Here is a 15028-nt window from a genome sequence, read left to right on the forward strand (position 1 = left end):
TGCAACTCAAAAATTACTTAGTAACAGCAGTCATACTTGCCGGAGCACAATCAGTGATACCTTCTACTACTGTACCCTTAGCACCTGCTACGCCTTCGCATAGGATGCTAGTAGTTGTTTTTGCATCTCCAGCCGTAATTAAAGCCACACTCCCCCCATATCCTTTGAGAGCAGTAGCAATTGGATTGGCATTAACAAATCCTCCTCCCGTGCCACCGCCTATTATATAGCTGTAATTATTGGTGATGGTTTTTATACCAAGACCCAACGAGGTCCCAGTTGTATCGCTAGAAAACTTGCCATCCTCTGCGTAGACTGCTTGCTGACCTTTGTTCATTGAAGCGACATACTGTTTGGCTTCAGACTGCTTGGCTTTGTTTGCTTGGCTGAGGAAGGAAGGCAAAGCGATAGCAGACAAAATACCGATAATGATGATAACGACGAGTAGTTCAATCAGGGTAAAACCTTTATCTTCTCTTCTCTGATTGATGTGTTGCAGGAACTTGGCTTTAAATTCAGTTTTCATGTGTTGTTACTCCTAGAGGCGTGGGATGCTTGATTTCTAACTCGTGAGACTAACTTACCCACTTCTGAGGGCTTTCATATCACCGCCCGCCAAATTTTTTGACTTTCCTCAAGCCGATCGCTCCAAAAGCACGTACAGAAAAGCTTCCAGCCTGCTCAACAGTTCCTTGACCTCATCAAAGGCCTTGTCCTCAGTTACAGGCCCTAGATTAGCATAATGCAGAGTTCCGAGCTGGAGCCACCACTGCACCAAGGAGTTCACAGACTGCACTCCCTCCCACAGAGGTAGCAGGCAAGCGGCGATCGCACTTTCGATCGTCACTGGCGCTAAAGTAGGCACAATAACATAACGGCTAATTTCAAACGGCATCTTGCTGGCAATGCAATTGCTCAAATCTTCCCTCGCCTCAGCAGTCCTCAGTTGAGGATGCAAATGCACGCGCGCCGACTCCCAATCAGCCTCCGTCCATTCCGCCACTGGCACAAAAGCTTGAGTTCGATCGGGATTGCCGCACCAGAAATCAAACAAACGGTGCAGGGGATGTAACAAGTCAAATAAATGTAGTCGCTCTTCCACAGAAGCTTCTGGCAGACTCATCGCCAAAAACGGAGGCAAATCCTCTGGATCTTTGAACAAATCCATCAACTCCCAACGCCGCCAAGCCACCATACTGATAAACTCTAGATCGGCACCTCTCAACATAGCAAACACTTCAGGAATGGTACAACCTTTATCACCCACGAATAAATAGTTAACCATAATCCATCCCTCATCCTGTGCGAAATCGGCATTCCACCCTGCCGCCTTGATCCCGATTTCATCTCTCAAGGCTTCCATTGTTTCCCGGACTATTTCTCTCTCCAATTCTCCCGGACTTCCATCCATTAATCCCATTGCTTTGAAAGCAGCTTGAGCGCGAAATACTCCGGCTCTACCATGTGAACTGTGAAGGTTTGTGCGGATGATGCCATCTGGCGTCATAACAGACTTCATCGCTTGCAATCCAGCAATAGCATCGGGCAAGAGATACAGAACTTCGTCAGCATTGATATAGTCAAACTGTAACCCTAAACTTGGTAAGTCTTCTATCTTCAAAGCATAAAATTCTGCATTGGCAACCCCATGATATTGCAAACGTTGCTCAGCTAGTTTTACAGATTCTTCTGATAAATCGATGCCTACTATTTTCGCTCCCGGATTGGCTATAGCTAAAACCAAGGATTTATAACCGGTGCCACATCCGGCATCTAGGACAACTTTACCGGAAGTATTGATAACTTTTCTATTTCTGAAGTAGTAAGCACTTACAAGATTATGAAGGTAGAGCAATTCACTGTTGTCTTTTGGAGATTGTTCTAGGGGGATTCTGGGAAAAGGAGTATTGTCAAATTGCTGGCGAATGTTTTCTATTAACTCTAAATTTTGGTGATCCATTTTCAATTATGCTTAATGCTGGCAAATTATCTTAGTATCTCAGAAAATAGCCGATCGCCCGCCCGGCCACCACACATACTGGCCATAATAGTCTAAAACCCCCGCCCTAACCAGAAATCCCCCTCCTAAACTCCCTCATCGCTTCCACACTCGAAGCCATCAGCAAGCAGCGACACAGTAAATTAATATCTAAATCTGGCAAAACAACACTTGAAGAAATTTTTTCATAACCCTCAGCAGCCAAGCGATACATAGCCAATACACCATCCTCCCAGAACCAGACTTCACCAACTCCCAATACTCGATAGCGCTGCAATTTTTTGGCAGTACCGCTAGTGAAGATAACCTCTACTGATAAGTGGGGAGGGGTTCCAGTTGACCTACCAATAAGATATGATTCGTCAGGTTGTGCTGAAGCTTCGCCTTCTGTTTCTAGAGTAAGGCTTCCTGTCGGTTTAAATTCAATGTCTTTGATGTCAAAGTAAAGAGCCAAAAGAATAGTGAGGGTGCGGCTTATCGCTTCGTGGTCTTCTGAAACTGCCAAGATTTCTACCTCTCCTTTGTAATAAAACAACCTCGTCCCTGGGGAGTCAGAAAACCCCTTTTCAATTAGCTTGAACTGTTCCCAGCTAATCCCGGACTGAATGAACCGTTGGTCTAGTGGCTGTAAGAGTGTCTGTGCCATCATGCGAACCTCCATCAAACTACTGAAACATTTTAAAACAATCCTCATCAACCTCCCAGGTAAGCTTCAATCTCCACTGCAATCTCCTCCTCAGTAATTTCTTGAACTCCTGGTATCGCTTGCGTTTTAGCAAATAAAGTATTTACTTTACGAGCAATGATTCGGCGACTATTTCGCTCAGATAAAATCCTTAACGCTACTCTGGGCATCGCTTCTACATTTTTATATTTTCCAGTATCTAACTCAGATTGGATCGACTGTTCTAATTCTGGGTTTAAAACAACATTCATCGTCACTTTCCTGTTAAAAGCTGTAATCTCCGATCGCAATAACGGCAGAGACTTGGCATAATAATCTCAATGCCTAATTATACAACCAACTACCACCTCCATGAACACCAACATCAGCCCCATCCTCAAAGTATTCACCCTCTCCGCCGCCCTTTCCCTAGCCATCAAGTACGCAGGGCCTAGCTTATCCATACCCTCTACCGACCTCAACGCCCTAATCGCCGTCTTTACCCCCAGCCTGATCGTAGCAGCTATCCTCGGCTGGCGGGCATTGCAGCAGCAGTAGAGACGCAATCAAAAAGTGCGATCGATCTACACTTGGTCTTTAGACTATGCCAAAAACTCAATTCCTGCCTGTTTCCCCGTACAGTTATCCAAACCAAACTCAAGGCACTCACCATGATTCAAACCATAACAGAATTAGTAACCTTCGATGAATTCGTTGACTGGTATCCTGAAAATTCAGAACACCGCTACGAACTACACAATGGAGAAATTGTTGAGATGCCAAAAGCAACAGGGAAACACTCTAAAGTAGCCGGTTTTACCGCGCTGAAGGTAGGAATTGAGATTGAGCGTCTAAACCTACCCTACTTCATCCCCAAAGAATGCGTCATCAAACCCATGCGCGAGGAATCGGGATATGAGCCAGATATCATTGTACTCAACGAACAAACCATTGCAAACGAGCCGCGGTGGGAGAAATCATCAATTATCACAATGGGTTCATCAGTCCCGCTAATTGTAGAAGTAACTAGCACCAACTGGGCGGATGATTATGCCCGCAAACTAGAGGCTTACGAGTCAATGGGCATCCAAGAATATTGGATTGTAGACTATCTAGGAGTGGGCGGGAGACGGTTTATCGGCAATCCCAAGCAACCAACTTTTTCGGTTTACCAACTAATTGATGGGGAATACCAAGTTAAACTGTTTAGAGGGGCTGAGGTGATTGAGTCCCCAACTTTCCCAGAATTGAATCTGACAGCGCAGCAGGTGTTCGCCAAAGGGAATTGAGCAGGCTGCGTTGTAGGAGTATATTGTAAAGAGGCGATCGCGCGTATCTAAGCTATCTTGTAGAGACGCGATTTCAAAAGCGTCTAAAGCAACGCCGGCAATTCCCCACTATAGTATCTAAAATCGCATGAAGCTAGGACAGTGGATGGGCTTATTAGCCCTCATCGCATCTTGTTACATCCTGTGGCAAATCAGGCAGGCTCTACTGCTGCTGTTTGCCGCCGTCGTCTTAGCCACGGCCTTAAACAGACTAGCACGCTACTTGCAAAAAAAATTCCGGTTCAAAAGATCGATCGCCGTACTTTGCTCAATTAGCTTCTTATTCCTCGTCTTCGTCGGCTTGTTCCTGATAATTGTACCGCCCTTTGCCCAGCAATTCCAACAACTTACCCAAAGAGCCCCTCAAGGAATAGCAAGATTAAATGATTGGGTAGATCAAATCGAAACTCGCTTCTCCGGACAAATCGGCCAGCGACTGCCCAATCTCGATGTTAACGACATTATCCGACAACTGCAACCTTTATTCAACCAACTCGTCGGCGGTGCAGGAGCCTTTGTCGGCAACACATTAGGCGTTATCCTGAGCTTTTTGCTAGTCTTAGTTTTGACCTTGATGACCTTAGCAGATCCCCTCTCTTACCGCAAAGCATTTATACAACTATTTCCCTCTTTTTACCGGCGGCGAATCGATGTAATTTTAGATGAATGCGAAATAGCTCTCGGCCGATGGGTCATCGGCGCTTTAATTAGCATGAGCGTCATCACTTTGTTAAGCTTAATTGGTTTGTCAGTTTTGCAAGTTCCCCTAGCATTAGCTCACGCTGTCTTAGCCGGCTTGCTCAACTTAATCCCCAATATCGGGCCTGGGTTGAGCGTCATTCCCCCAATGACGATCGCACTTTTAGACACTCCGTTAAAATCCGGTTTAGTCCTCATCCTTTACTTCCTCATTCAACAGTTTGAAAGCAACATCCTCACTCCCTACGTCATGGCACAGCAAGTATCATTGCTGCCCGCAGTAACATTAATAGCTCAAGTATTCTTCGCCACCTTCTTTGGATTTTTAGGCTTATTGCTAGCCCTTCCCCTCACCGTTGTCGCTCAAGTTTGGATTAGGGAAGCCCTAATTAAAGACATTCTCAACCAGTGGGACGCCAATCCTAAAAGGTTGGCCGCAATCGATTCGGCTATCCACGAAGAATATGAATCTATAGGAGTCACACAAAGCCGGTCAGAAAAGTTACCCGAACACAAACCAGACATCTCCGATGATGCAGACAATGACGCAAATGAAGTTCCGGGAAATCAGTAATTCAGGTTTGTACTCATCCCAAATCTGGCTTAAATAGCAGTTTATTTTTGAGTCCGCGAAGGCGGACTTTGTTTTTATAGAAGCGATTTTAAGATCCGATTTTTATAAATCTCTATCTTCTATCCTAGCACTCTAAACCGCATCTTGTCCAGCGCTAAAAATCTGTTGCACAGTCAAATTCAACTCTGGAAATGTGGGCGAAACAATCCTATCGCTCCCCCGAAACTGACTAACTTGATACTCGCCATCAACCAAATGGTGAACAAAAAAAGTAGGTTGTTTCGGATTGCCAATATAGCGTCTGCCGCCAAGTCCCAAATAGTCCGCAATCCAGTATTCAGAAATACCCAAAGCTTCGTAATCAACCAACTTGTAGCCGTAATCATCCCGCCAATTGGTACTGACCACCTCCACAATTAGCCGGACAGAACTACCCATTGTAATGATAGATTGCTTTTTCCATCTCGGTTCGCCGTTCGTCCCTTGTCTGTCCAAAACGATCGCATCCGGTTCGTAACCAGATAGCTCGTTATCAGCTTTGACAACGCATTCTTTCGGTACGAAGTAGGGCAACCGCAGCCTCTCGATTTCCATCCCTAGCTTCAGGCAGAGGAAGCCAGCTACTTCTGAATGTTCTCCGGTTGCTTTAGGCATCTCAACAATAGCTCCATTGTGCAGTTCGTAACGGTTTATCGAATTTTCAGGATACCAGTCAATAAATTCATCGAACGTCACTGGTTTTAATATCGCTTGAGTCATGGATCTCGCTCCTTATGTTATTTATTTATGTAGGACTTATGCAATCATCGTCATCAACCCGGTTTCTGACCATATTTATCGCGGTCGAACCCAAGATTTTCGTAGAAACCGGGTTTTTTAGCCTCAGTCTTATTATGATATTATCAGATCCGTTATAATGTCTTCCTTTCATTTTAAATCTAGACCGATCGCCAAAACTGCATTTACCCGAGCCATTCCACCCAACTAAAATCTAAAATCTAAAAACTAAAATCTAAAATAGTCTTATGAGATCGATCGACGAAATCAACGATAAAATCAGCCAAGGCAAAGCCACAGTCTGGACAATCGAAGAACTCAAAACTAGAGTTCAAGAAACCAGCATTACCCAAGCCGCAAAAGAAGTCGATGTGATTACCGCAGGCACCTTCGAGCCGATGGAATCCTCCGGCGCCATCATCAATCTCGGCCATACCGACCCCCCGATCAAAATCCGGCAGTGCTGGCTGGACGGCGTTTTAGCCTACTCCGGCTTCGGCGCCGTAGACCTGTACTTGGGAGCCACCCAAGTAGCCGAAGACGGCGAAGAATCCCGGGAACGGGGCGGCGGACAGGTCATCGAAGACTTAATCGCCGGCAAACCCGTGCAGTTGCGGGCGCTGGGGCAAGTTACAGACTGCTACCCCCGCGCCTCCTTTGAAACCACGATTACCCGCGATACCATCAACCAGTTTTATTTATTCAATCCCCGGAACGCCTATCAAAACTTTATTGTAGGAGTCAACGGGGGCGATCGCCCGCTGTTCACCTACCTCGGCCCCCTGCAACCGAACCTCGGCAACGCCGTCTATTCGAGCCTTGGAGCCATGTCACCCCTGCTCAACGACCCCGACCTCGAAATCATCGGCATCGGCACCCGCATCTTCCTAGGAGGCGCTCAGGGCTACATCACCTGGGAAGGAACCCAGCACTTCCCGCTGCAAAAACGGCAGCCCAACCGCACCCCCATCGGCCCCGCCGCCACCCTCGCACTCATCGGCGACGCCAAACAGATGAACTCCAAATGGGTGCGCGGCTGCTACTTCAAAAACTACGGCCCATCACTGATGCTGGGAGTCGGCATTCCCTTTCCCGTCTTAAACGAAAGAGTCGTCGCCAACTGCGCAGTCTCAGACAAAAAAATAGTCGCGCCGGTGGTAGATTTCTCTATCCCCCGGCGCGTGCGTCCCACATTCGGTTTAGTCAGCTATGCTCAATTAAAAACAGGTCGCATTCTCATCGAGGGCAAACCAGTGCGGGCCGCCCCTCTTGCGAGTATGTTTCTCTCGCGCCAAGTAGCAGCACAATTGAAGCTGCAAATTGAAGCTGGTCAATTTACTCTCACGGCCCCAGTTACTCCCCTACCCACCGACAGAGTATTTCTCCCGCAAGATTTGTGGGGCGCCCAAGTCAGGCTCGAATAAACAATTTTAGATTTTCCATTTTTCGATTTTAGATTATTTGTGGACGCACAAGGTCTGAGAAACCGGGTTTCTTGTCGCCGGCTTTGCCTGAAAGCGATAGTTTTGGTCAAGAAACCCGGTTTGGGATCTTCGCGAGTTCGTCCAGGATTCTAGATTTTCGATTGAAAAATTCTGGTAAATAACTGCACGCATCCAAAACTGACGCACTCACCTAAAATCCCAAATCCCAAATCCCAAATCCCAAATCCCAAATCTCAAATTGCCTTATTCCTAGGGCTTAGGCTTCTTAACCGGCTTAGGAAGAGGTTCCTTGGGGACAGGCGGTGGTGCTGCTGCGGACTTGATGTTAGGACGTTCTATACGAGAACCGTCACCGCTGGGCCTAGGAGTAAAGGGACGCTTGCTTCCCCCTCCTTTGTAGCCGCCACCGGGCTTGCCGCTTCCTGGGGGGAATTTCCGTTTCTTAATCGGCAGGGCGCCAATGTTGTTAGCCTGCTCAATCATCAGACTGTCAGCTTTTAATTTGACGTGGAAATCCCAAAAAAAGCCGATCGCCTTTGTTCCTAAATCCCCCTTGAGTTTCAACTTAAAAAACTTCATCTTGTCGTCATTCTTGCGGGGAGCTTGCTTGATTTTGACGATGACATACTTTTCTTCATCTTGCGATTGTTGATAAATCACCTCGCCTCGAATCGAAAAATAGCCATCTTCAACATCAGCTTCCGAGGGCGCTAAAGATGCGGTAGAGGCTTCGCCGCCCTGCTCAATCTCCCCTGCTTCCTGATTTTCCTCGTCAGAGGACGGTTCGGGAGATTTCTTGAGGGTTTCCGGCTCCCAAACACCCATAATCTGGGCGTGCAAGTTGCCATCTTCTTGCCTGGTGCGGGGATAGACCACCCACAGGTGTTCTTGTTCCAGATCCAGGTGATTTTTGACTAAACTCATAACTCTACCCAGCAAAACTGCATCGATGGCAGTTCCGTCGGCTGCTATCAGCATACCCCGGGTGAATTGCTCTTCCGATTGGGTGTAGCGGCCCCGCACCAAACCAACAGCTCGGTACTGTCTGGGTTCGCTGGGAGGGGGAATGGGATGTTGGCGCATGACGGAGGGTATGTCATCATCGGCCTGACTTTCGTTAGTGGCAGGCTTGGGGGTTGGGGGCGGTGCGACTGCAATGGCTGGAGTGTTACTGGCCCCTGGAGCAGGCGCAGCTTGCTCCGAGAGTGCAGGAGCATCGCTGGGCGTGTGTTTTGGCTTTGTTTTGTCCTTATCGAGGACAGAACTGTAGCGCGGGCGTTGCAGCGTATCCTTTGGCGCTGGGGCGTCCGTTGGCGCTGGGGCGTCCGTTGGCGCTGGGGCGTCCGTTGGCGCTGGTGGTCGATCGAAGTCAACAGGTGGAGCCGGCGGGGAAGACAGGGGACTTTCGTCTGGTGTCTCGGGCACGGAGGCTGTAACTGCGGGCTGATTCACGGCGGGCTCGCTGGGCTGAGCCTTGCGAGCTGAAGTAGATTTGGACGATTTGGAAGACCGGTTCGGAGAGGGGTTCATAAAAAACTCCTTGCAGCGGAGACACATCCCTTGAGGGAAATTAGGAATAAATTGAAGAAACTGCTTTAAAAACTACTAGCACCAGACTTGGGGCTTGCGCCGGAAAGTTTGGTTTTGACCCGTCAACGCCAACTTTCAACTTCGCTACGAGGGCTCGGGGGTGGGCTGGCTGCTCTAATCCTTGCTGGCAAAGAGTTTGAGAGTTGCTAACCCCAGGCTCGGGTCGATCGGCCAAAAGCTGGCGTTGCTGGCTAATAGCATTTAGGATATTCAGATACTTCAAGCCCGGACAATCTAGGATATATCCCGACATAGCGTGCTGAATACCTGAGCATCCAACCCGGCAATATCTCGCAATGCTTTGAGGAAAATCCCCAAAGCGCCATTCCAATCTCTCTGGAGTAGCTTGCCTATTTTACTTAATCCAATTACCTAGCGGGCCGATCCGCCATCTTTTTGGTAATTTTTAGCTCGACCAAACTCTCATTGGACGCCAACCGCAGTCTTTGGGGCTGCGGGTATGAGTGTCCAAAATTGTTTGGCTAGCGTGGAGTTGCGGGTCTGTTACCATATTAGCTGCAAGCAAAAGACAGGTTTGTCAATTGGGACTTTGAAGTTAAGAACTTTTATGGTTGCATGGATCTGGTTAAATCGCAGACGCCCCCTGGCGATGCCTTAATTCTTAGAAAATAGTAGATTTTAAGTTGGGAATAGTTGAATTATGGAAAAAACAAACAAGCGTCGCGGGTTGATTAGTGTGGTGGTGGTGCTTGCGCTCATCGCTTTTGTGGGATTTTCTCTGGTTCCAATTTTGGACAGTATTCTCAAGGGGAGCCAAGCGCAAAGTCGATCGACTCCAACGCCAACTCAGACGGCGGCATCTAGCGACAAGCAATCGCAGTTGCTGCAAGATCAGGTGAGGGGGTACGAATTGGTTTTGCAGCGGGAACCTGACAATGTAACGGCTCTGCGGGGACTTTTGCAGGTGCGGCTGGAGTTGATCGGACAAGGAGTGGGGGAAATTAAGGATGCGATCCCACCTTTGGAAAAGTTGGCCAAGCTGAATCCTGAAACTACGGAATACGGGATTTTGCTGGCTCAGGCTAAGGAACGCACGGCCGATCGCGAAGGGGCCGCTCAGGCTTACAGGTCAATTTTAGCGTCTAAGCCTGGGGAAATTAAGGCTTTGCAGGGGTTGGTGAATTTGCTGTTGGTGCAGCAGCGGCCCGAAGCTGCGATCGGACTGCTGCAAGATACGCTGAAGGCTGCTCCGGCGCAGAATCAGGCGAAACCGGGAAGTATTGATGTAACTTCGGTGCAGTTGATTTTGGGCCAGGTTTATGCTGTGCAGAAGCGCTACCCAGAGGCGATCGCGATTTACGACGAATCGGCTAAGGCGAATCCGAAAGATTTTCGCCCGACTTTAGCTCATGCGATCGTCCTGAAGGAACAGGGCAAAACTGACGAGGCAAAAACGCTGTTTGATAAAGCTACTGAGTTAGCTCCTCCTAACTATAAAGACCAAATTAATCAGTTAGCTAGCGGCACTCCTTCGCCTGCTCCTGCACAGAAAGCGAGTCCAGAATCGGCTGCTTCTCCTAGTCCAGAATCCGCTGCTTCTCCTAGTCCCGAAGGTGCGTTACCGAAACCTTAAGGAAAGTTTTGAGTGAAAGACTTTTGAGTTTTAAGTTAAATAGTTTTTAACTTAAAACTCGAAAATTATTGTTTTATTCCCAATTACCGATTAGATAGTATCCGAAAAAATAACAATTAGAAGGTTAGTAGTGAGGACTTTAGTCCTCTGAATTTTATGCGGACTGAAGTCCTCACGCTCGATCCTATTTAATTGCGATCGTTCGAGCAGAGATGATATGATGAATTAAGCAAGATATCGGAGGGAATTATGACCCAAAGCGTTGACCGCATTGTTCTACCTCCTGCTTTTCCCGATCGCACTCAATTACCAGAGTCAAATGGTACTTTTGTAAAAAATTTCCAGGAGCACCCGCAAAGTTTAATTTTAACTGATTCGATCGGTCTGATTTTGCAGCAGCGGCATCCTGACGGACAATATGCGATCGGTCAAGACTGCGGCATTTACTGGCGAGAAACCGATCCAGCAGAAAAAGGCGCAGAAGCTCCTGATTGGTTTTATGTTCCCAATGTACCTCCCCATTTAGACGGTGAAATTCGCCGTTCCTACGTGCTGTGGCGGGAACACATAGCACCGTTAATTGCCTTGGAATTTGCGAGCGGGAATGGCGATGAAGAGCGCGATTCCCTTCGGGATAGCTTCGCTTCACGTACTCCTTTGTCGCGCACTGAGGAAGGGGTGGTAACGAAACCCGGAAAGTTTTGGGTTTACGAACAGGTGATGCGAATTCCCTATTACGGCATCTACGAAATTAACAGCGGCAGGCTAGAAGTTTATCGGTTGATTGACGGGTATTATCGGCTGTTAGAACTTAACGAGCGGGGTCATTTTCCTATTGTACTTTTAGGCGTAGAATTGGGACTTTGGCAAGGAAGTTATCAAAATCAAACCATGCTGTGGCTGCGCTGGTGGGATGAGGAAGGTAATTTGCTGTCGATCGGCGATGAAAGAGCCGAATTGGAGAGAGAGATTGCGAGGGAACAGCGGGAAATTGCCGAGAGTGCAGAACAAGCAAGACAGCAAGCTGAGGAAGCACGACAAGCTGAATTTCAGGCAAGAAGGGATGCAATTCCCCGGTTGTTGGGAATGGGTTTGAGTGCCGAACAGGTGGCGGAGGCGTTGGGTTTATCCGTGGAGGAAGTTGCGGTCGCTTAAATTAAAGGGCGAAGCTGAGGATTTTTACGAACTAACTTTTTGAAACAGTCCTGGACGCATCAATACCAAAGAAACCGGATTTTTTATCTAATTTGCGGGTTACAACTCAGGATTTTGGTAAAAAAACCCGGTTTCTGACCACTCGTGCGTCCAGGACTATGAAAGAACGAATAGATTTGGGAGTCCAACCAATTTTTATTAATCATCTAACTCCGCCATAAAATCAGCTACCGACCCAAATTTAACATTGCCTTCAGCAGACTCTTGACGAACTTCTGCCACTTCCTTGAGCAATTCATAGTGTCGCTGTTGTGGCAGACGATTCTGAAGAATATCTAGAAGCATGGCTCGATTTTCTAGTGAGAAAACTTCTACCGCTTCAAGAGCTTGCTGGAATTGAGATGTCTTTGTCGCTTTACTCATATATTATTTTGAGCTACTTAGAACCACGATATTTTTTATTTGTTTTAGCAATAATTATCCTCTGCTAGCATTTTTCACTTGTGATGTCGAGAATCCCAGAGATGACTGTCAAAAGTAAGTAGGGTGCGTCAGCCATTTGGTAATTATGTAAGAAACGAAATTTAGTGAGGGCTGACGCACCCTACAAATTAATACTTTCTCTCCTGCGGCTCAAACATCGTAATCGCCACCGGCATATAAGCCAAATCAATCCCCGCAGGCGAATAATACGCCAGCGTATGCTTCAAAAACTTCTCATCATCGCGATCGGTAAAATCTTCCCGCGAATGAGCTCCCCGACTTTCCTGTCGGTTCAAAGCCGAAGTTAAAATCATTTTCCCGACAACGATCAAACTCCGCAATTCCAAAGCTTCCACAATTTCGGTATTCCAAGATTTACCCTTGTCGTCCAAGTAAACTTCTTGATATTGTTTTTCCAATTCCTCCAATTTATGCAAACCTTCCTGCATCAATTCGGCGCTGCGAAATACTCCGCAATACTCAGTCATCGTATCTTGGAACTTTTGCCGCACTTGATTGATTCGGTATTGTCCGGGACGGTCTACAAGTGCTTGAATTTGCTCTTGGGTTTCCTGGATGTAACGCTGTTCGTCTAATGCGGGCAACTTGCGATTTTGCACGAATTGTGCTATGGTTGCGCCAGTAACTTTGCCGTAAACTACGCATTCTAAGAGCGAATTGCTGCCCAAACGGTTTGCGCCGTGAACTGACACGCAAGCTGCTTCGCCGGCGGCAAAGAAACCGTCTACTAAACTGTCAGCACTGCTGCGAACTTGTCCGCCTGTATTAGTGGGAATTCCGCCCATTGAATAGTGTACTGTCGGACGCACGGGCATCGGCTGATTTACAGAATCAATTCCTAATAAGCGGTGGGCTTCTTCCCAAGCAAAAGGTATTTTGCTCATGATTTTTTCGCGTCCCATATGCCGCAAATCGAGGTAGACAAATGGGCCGCCAGCACTACCATCGAGATTTATGCCGCGACCTGCGCGAATTTCTAAGGAAATCGATCGCGATGTAATATCTCTGGGCGCTAATTCCATCCGCGACGGGGCATAATTCGCCATAAATCGATCGCCCTCGGAATTAATCAAATAAGCACCTTCGCCCCGCACAGCCTCCGAAATCAACACTCCCACGGGATACAAACCCGTCGGGTGAAACTGCACAAACTCCATATCTTCCAGGGGCAATCCAGCCATCGCCGCCATCGCCAAACCGTCTCCAGTCGAGGCGTAATCGTTCGAGGTGGTGTTGTAAACCCGACCGTAACCCCCCGTAGCAAACATCACCGCCTTCGCGCGCACGACAGCAATTTCGCCGTCTAACAGGCGGTACATAACTACGCCCTTGGCTTGACCTGCTTCCAAAATCAGGCGGGTGACATACCACTCCTGATAGATGTGAACTCCGTAACGGCGGAGATTGCTGACTAATTCGTGCAGGATGGCGTGGCCGGTTTTGTCGGCGGCGTAGCAGGTGCGGCGGTGGGAATGTCCGCCGAAAGCGCGCTGGGCAATTCTGCCGTCTGGAAGGCGCGAGAAGAGGACTCCCATGTGCTCTAAATCGATGATGACACCGGGTGCTTCGCGGGTGAGGATTTCTACGGCGTCTTGGTCGGCTAAATAGTCTGAACCTTTTACTGTGTCGAAGGCGTGGGCTTTCCAACTGTCATCTGGATCGACATTTTGGAGGCTGGAGGCCATGCCGCCTTGGGCTGCGACGGAGTGCGATCGAATCGGGTGAGTTTTGGCGACGACAGCTACCTTTAAACTCGGGTCAGTCCGGGCAATTTCTACAGCCGCGCGGCAACCTGCTAAACCGCCGCCTACAATGATTACGTCGTGTTCTAGCATTTTTTTGAATTATTGTGAGTGTTCTGCTCAACTTATCGTGACGCAAAAAAAAACTTCCTACCAAAAGATCGGGAAGTTTTTTAACTTTTGATTGGAATCGAAAATCAAAGTCTAAAATTTCAAATTGGACTAGCCGACGGTTTCGACAGACCTCTGATTGGACTGATTTCCCGTTGCAGAAGGTTGATCTTCGGTGGCGGGGTCTACAGAAAGCACTTCAATGTTATTGAGCAGAGTTGTCACGAAAGCAAACAGCAAGAATGGCAGAGACAGCACTAAAATCAAGCCGACGGTAGCCAAGGCGTAGATTTGGCGGGCGCTGCTCCACAGGGCCAGTGCCGACGCTAGACTCAGGAAGATGACTATCAGCCAAACAATGATTTGACCGTAAATGTCGCCAAAGGTGAGGGTACATTTAAGGCGATAGTTTTGGATGTTATTCATTTGATGCCTCGGGAGATTGCTATTACGACTTGTCGAAAAATACTTTGACAGTGCGTCAGTCGATTTTAGATTTTAGATTTTAGATTTTAGATTTACTCCGCAACAGATGGATCTGGGAGCTTGAACTTTCGTCTAAAATTTTGGAATCTCTCCGACTTAAGTGGGGGGGGCACGGTACCCATTTTGGGGCGGGTCAATGCCGACTGTGAGTTTATAATTTTAGCTGCTGCAACTTGGTTTTGCCGTTGTTTTAAACATTTTTATAGAAGTTTGCAACAAGACTTTATAAAATTTTACTTCTGACTCGGAAATCTTGCCGAAACAAGACTTACGCACTCCGACAAAGAAACCGGGTTTTTTACTATTTTGGCGCCTGTAACGAGTCTTTTCGCAAAAACCCGGTTTCTGACCCCCCGTGCG

The 15028-nt window shown here is 47.6% G+C and carries 16 protein-coding genes; 6 read left to right on the forward strand and 10 right to left on the reverse strand.

Annotated elements, in window-relative coordinates:
* Positions 1–13 precede the first annotated feature (13 nt).
* The 4 genes from QUB63_RS27250 to QUB63_RS27265 all read right to left on the reverse strand — a co-directional run bounded on the left by QUB63_RS27250 (position 14) and on the right by QUB63_RS27265 (position 2935).
* Positions 14–526, reverse strand: a complete 513-nt coding sequence (locus QUB63_RS27250; protein WP_332948490.1) for a type IV pilin-like G/H family protein — start codon at positions 524–526, stop codon at positions 14–16.
* 108 nt (positions 527–634) lie between these two features.
* Positions 635–1960 carry a class I SAM-dependent methyltransferase gene (locus QUB63_RS27255; protein ID WP_332948491.1) on the reverse strand — a complete coding sequence of 442 codons (1326 nt, stop codon included), beginning with the start codon at positions 1958–1960 and terminating at the stop codon, positions 635–637.
* A 106-nt stretch (positions 1961–2066) separates the two neighbouring features.
* Entirely contained in the window at positions 2067–2648 is a 582-nt protein-coding gene (locus QUB63_RS27260) for a Uma2 family endonuclease (protein WP_332948492.1), read from the reverse strand.
* A 44-nt stretch (positions 2649–2692) separates the two neighbouring features.
* Positions 2693–2935 (reverse strand): ribbon-helix-helix domain-containing protein, encoded by a 243-nt coding sequence (locus QUB63_RS27265; protein WP_332948493.1) that lies wholly within the window; start codon positions 2933–2935, stop codon positions 2693–2695.
* A gap of 100 nt (positions 2936–3035) precedes the next feature.
* Between QUB63_RS27265 and QUB63_RS27270 the strand changes: the two genes are divergently transcribed.
* The 3 genes from QUB63_RS27270 (at position 3036) to QUB63_RS27280 (ending at position 5264) form a co-directional block, all read left to right on the forward strand.
* Positions 3036–3221, forward strand: a complete 186-nt coding sequence (locus tag QUB63_RS27270; protein ID WP_332948494.1) for a hypothetical protein — start codon at positions 3036–3038, stop codon at positions 3219–3221.
* Positions 3222–3334: 113 nt separating this feature from the next.
* The gene (locus QUB63_RS27275) at positions 3335–3952 is read left to right on the forward strand and encodes a Uma2 family endonuclease (protein ID WP_332948495.1); all 618 of its coding nucleotides are present in this window, start codon (positions 3335–3337) and stop codon (positions 3950–3952) included.
* 127 nt (positions 3953–4079) lie between these two features.
* On the forward strand, positions 4080–5264 hold the full coding sequence (locus QUB63_RS27280; RefSeq protein ID WP_332948496.1) for an AI-2E family transporter: 1185 nt from the start codon (positions 4080–4082) through the stop codon (positions 5262–5264).
* A gap of 132 nt (positions 5265–5396) precedes the next feature.
* Here QUB63_RS27280 and QUB63_RS27285 read toward each other — a convergent pair whose 3' ends face one another.
* Entirely contained in the window at positions 5397–6023 is a 627-nt protein-coding gene (locus tag QUB63_RS27285) for a Uma2 family endonuclease (RefSeq protein ID WP_332948497.1), read from the reverse strand.
* Between the two features lie 266 nt (positions 6024–6289).
* On the opposite strand from QUB63_RS27285, the gene QUB63_RS27290 reads away from it, so the two are divergent.
* Positions 6290–7465 (forward strand): homocysteine biosynthesis protein, encoded by a 1176-nt coding sequence (locus tag QUB63_RS27290; RefSeq protein ID WP_332948498.1) that lies wholly within the window; start codon positions 6290–6292, stop codon positions 7463–7465.
* A gap of 270 nt (positions 7466–7735) precedes the next feature.
* On the opposite strand, the gene QUB63_RS27295 is transcribed toward QUB63_RS27290, so the two are convergent.
* Positions 7736–9016 carry a hypothetical protein gene (locus QUB63_RS27295; RefSeq protein WP_332948499.1) on the reverse strand — a complete coding sequence of 427 codons (1281 nt, stop codon included), beginning with the start codon at positions 9014–9016 and terminating at the stop codon, positions 7736–7738.
* A 40-nt stretch (positions 9017–9056) separates the two neighbouring features.
* Entirely contained in the window at positions 9057–9329 is a 273-nt protein-coding gene (locus QUB63_RS27300) for a hypothetical protein (RefSeq protein WP_332948500.1), read from the reverse strand.
* A 408-nt stretch (positions 9330–9737) separates the two neighbouring features.
* Between QUB63_RS27300 and QUB63_RS27305 the strand changes: the two genes are divergently transcribed.
* Together QUB63_RS27305 and QUB63_RS27310 are read left to right on the forward strand one after the other, a co-directional pair.
* Positions 9738–10670, forward strand: a complete 933-nt coding sequence (locus tag QUB63_RS27305; RefSeq protein ID WP_332948501.1) for a tetratricopeptide repeat protein — start codon at positions 9738–9740, stop codon at positions 10668–10670.
* A gap of 249 nt (positions 10671–10919) precedes the next feature.
* The gene (locus QUB63_RS27310) at positions 10920–11825 is read left to right on the forward strand and encodes a Uma2 family endonuclease (protein WP_332948502.1); all 906 of its coding nucleotides are present in this window, start codon (positions 10920–10922) and stop codon (positions 11823–11825) included.
* Between the two features lie 198 nt (positions 11826–12023).
* Here QUB63_RS27310 and QUB63_RS27315 read toward each other — a convergent pair whose 3' ends face one another.
* From QUB63_RS27315 to QUB63_RS27325, 3 genes are all read right to left on the reverse strand, one after another.
* Entirely contained in the window at positions 12024–12248 is a 225-nt protein-coding gene (locus QUB63_RS27315; RefSeq protein WP_332948503.1) for a hypothetical protein, read from the reverse strand.
* A 188-nt stretch (positions 12249–12436) separates the two neighbouring features.
* The gene (locus QUB63_RS27320) at positions 12437–14164 is read right to left on the reverse strand and encodes a succinate dehydrogenase/fumarate reductase flavoprotein subunit (RefSeq protein WP_332948504.1); all 1728 of its coding nucleotides are present in this window, start codon (positions 14162–14164) and stop codon (positions 12437–12439) included.
* Positions 14165–14293: 129 nt separating this feature from the next.
* The gene (locus QUB63_RS27325) at positions 14294–14608 is read right to left on the reverse strand and encodes a hypothetical protein (protein WP_332948505.1); all 315 of its coding nucleotides are present in this window, start codon (positions 14606–14608) and stop codon (positions 14294–14296) included.
* Positions 14609–15028: the final 420 nt, after the last annotated feature.

It is taken from the genome of Microcoleus sp. ARI1-B5 (assembly GCF_036705795.1).
GTDB lineage: Bacteria > Cyanobacteriota > Cyanobacteriia > Cyanobacteriales > Microcoleaceae > Microcoleus.

Coding starts and splice junctions, on each gene's coding strand:
- QUB63_RS27315 (WP_332948503.1), bottom strand. CDS start 12,248: ATGAGTAAAGCGACAAAGACATCTCAATTCCAGCAAGCTCTTGAAGCG.
- QUB63_RS27310 (WP_332948502.1), top strand. CDS start 10,920: ATGACCCAAAGCGTTGACCGCATTGTTCTACCTCCTGCTTTTCCCGAT.
- QUB63_RS27295 (WP_332948499.1), bottom strand. CDS start 9,016: ATGAACCCCTCTCCGAACCGGTCTTCCAAATCGTCCAAATCTACTTCA.
- QUB63_RS27290 (WP_332948498.1), top strand. CDS start 6,290: ATGAGATCGATCGACGAAATCAACGATAAAATCAGCCAAGGCAAAGCC.
- QUB63_RS27285 (WP_332948497.1), bottom strand. CDS start 6,023: ATGACTCAAGCGATATTAAAACCAGTGACGTTCGATGAATTTATTGAC.
- QUB63_RS27260 (WP_332948492.1), bottom strand. CDS start 2,648: ATGATGGCACAGACACTCTTACAGCCACTAGACCAACGGTTCATTCAG.
- QUB63_RS27270 (WP_332948494.1), top strand. CDS start 3,036: ATGAACACCAACATCAGCCCCATCCTCAAAGTATTCACCCTCTCCGCC.
- QUB63_RS27325 (WP_332948505.1), bottom strand. CDS start 14,608: ATGAATAACATCCAAAACTATCGCCTTAAATGTACCCTCACCTTTGGC.
- QUB63_RS27275 (WP_332948495.1), top strand. CDS start 3,335: ATGATTCAAACCATAACAGAATTAGTAACCTTCGATGAATTCGTTGAC.
- QUB63_RS27255 (WP_332948491.1), bottom strand. CDS start 1,960: ATGGATCACCAAAATTTAGAGTTAATAGAAAACATTCGCCAGCAATTT.
- QUB63_RS27305 (WP_332948501.1), top strand. CDS start 9,738: ATGGAAAAAACAAACAAGCGTCGCGGGTTGATTAGTGTGGTGGTGGTG.
- QUB63_RS27280 (WP_332948496.1), top strand. CDS start 4,080: ATGAAGCTAGGACAGTGGATGGGCTTATTAGCCCTCATCGCATCTTGT.
- QUB63_RS27300 (WP_332948500.1), bottom strand. CDS start 9,329: ATGTCGGGATATATCCTAGATTGTCCGGGCTTGAAGTATCTGAATATC.
- QUB63_RS27250 (WP_332948490.1), bottom strand. CDS start 526: ATGAAAACTGAATTTAAAGCCAAGTTCCTGCAACACATCAATCAGAGA.
- QUB63_RS27320 (WP_332948504.1), bottom strand. CDS start 14,164: ATGCTAGAACACGACGTAATCATTGTAGGCGGCGGTTTAGCAGGTTGC.
- QUB63_RS27265 (WP_332948493.1), bottom strand. CDS start 2,935: ATGAATGTTGTTTTAAACCCAGAATTAGAACAGTCGATCCAATCTGAG.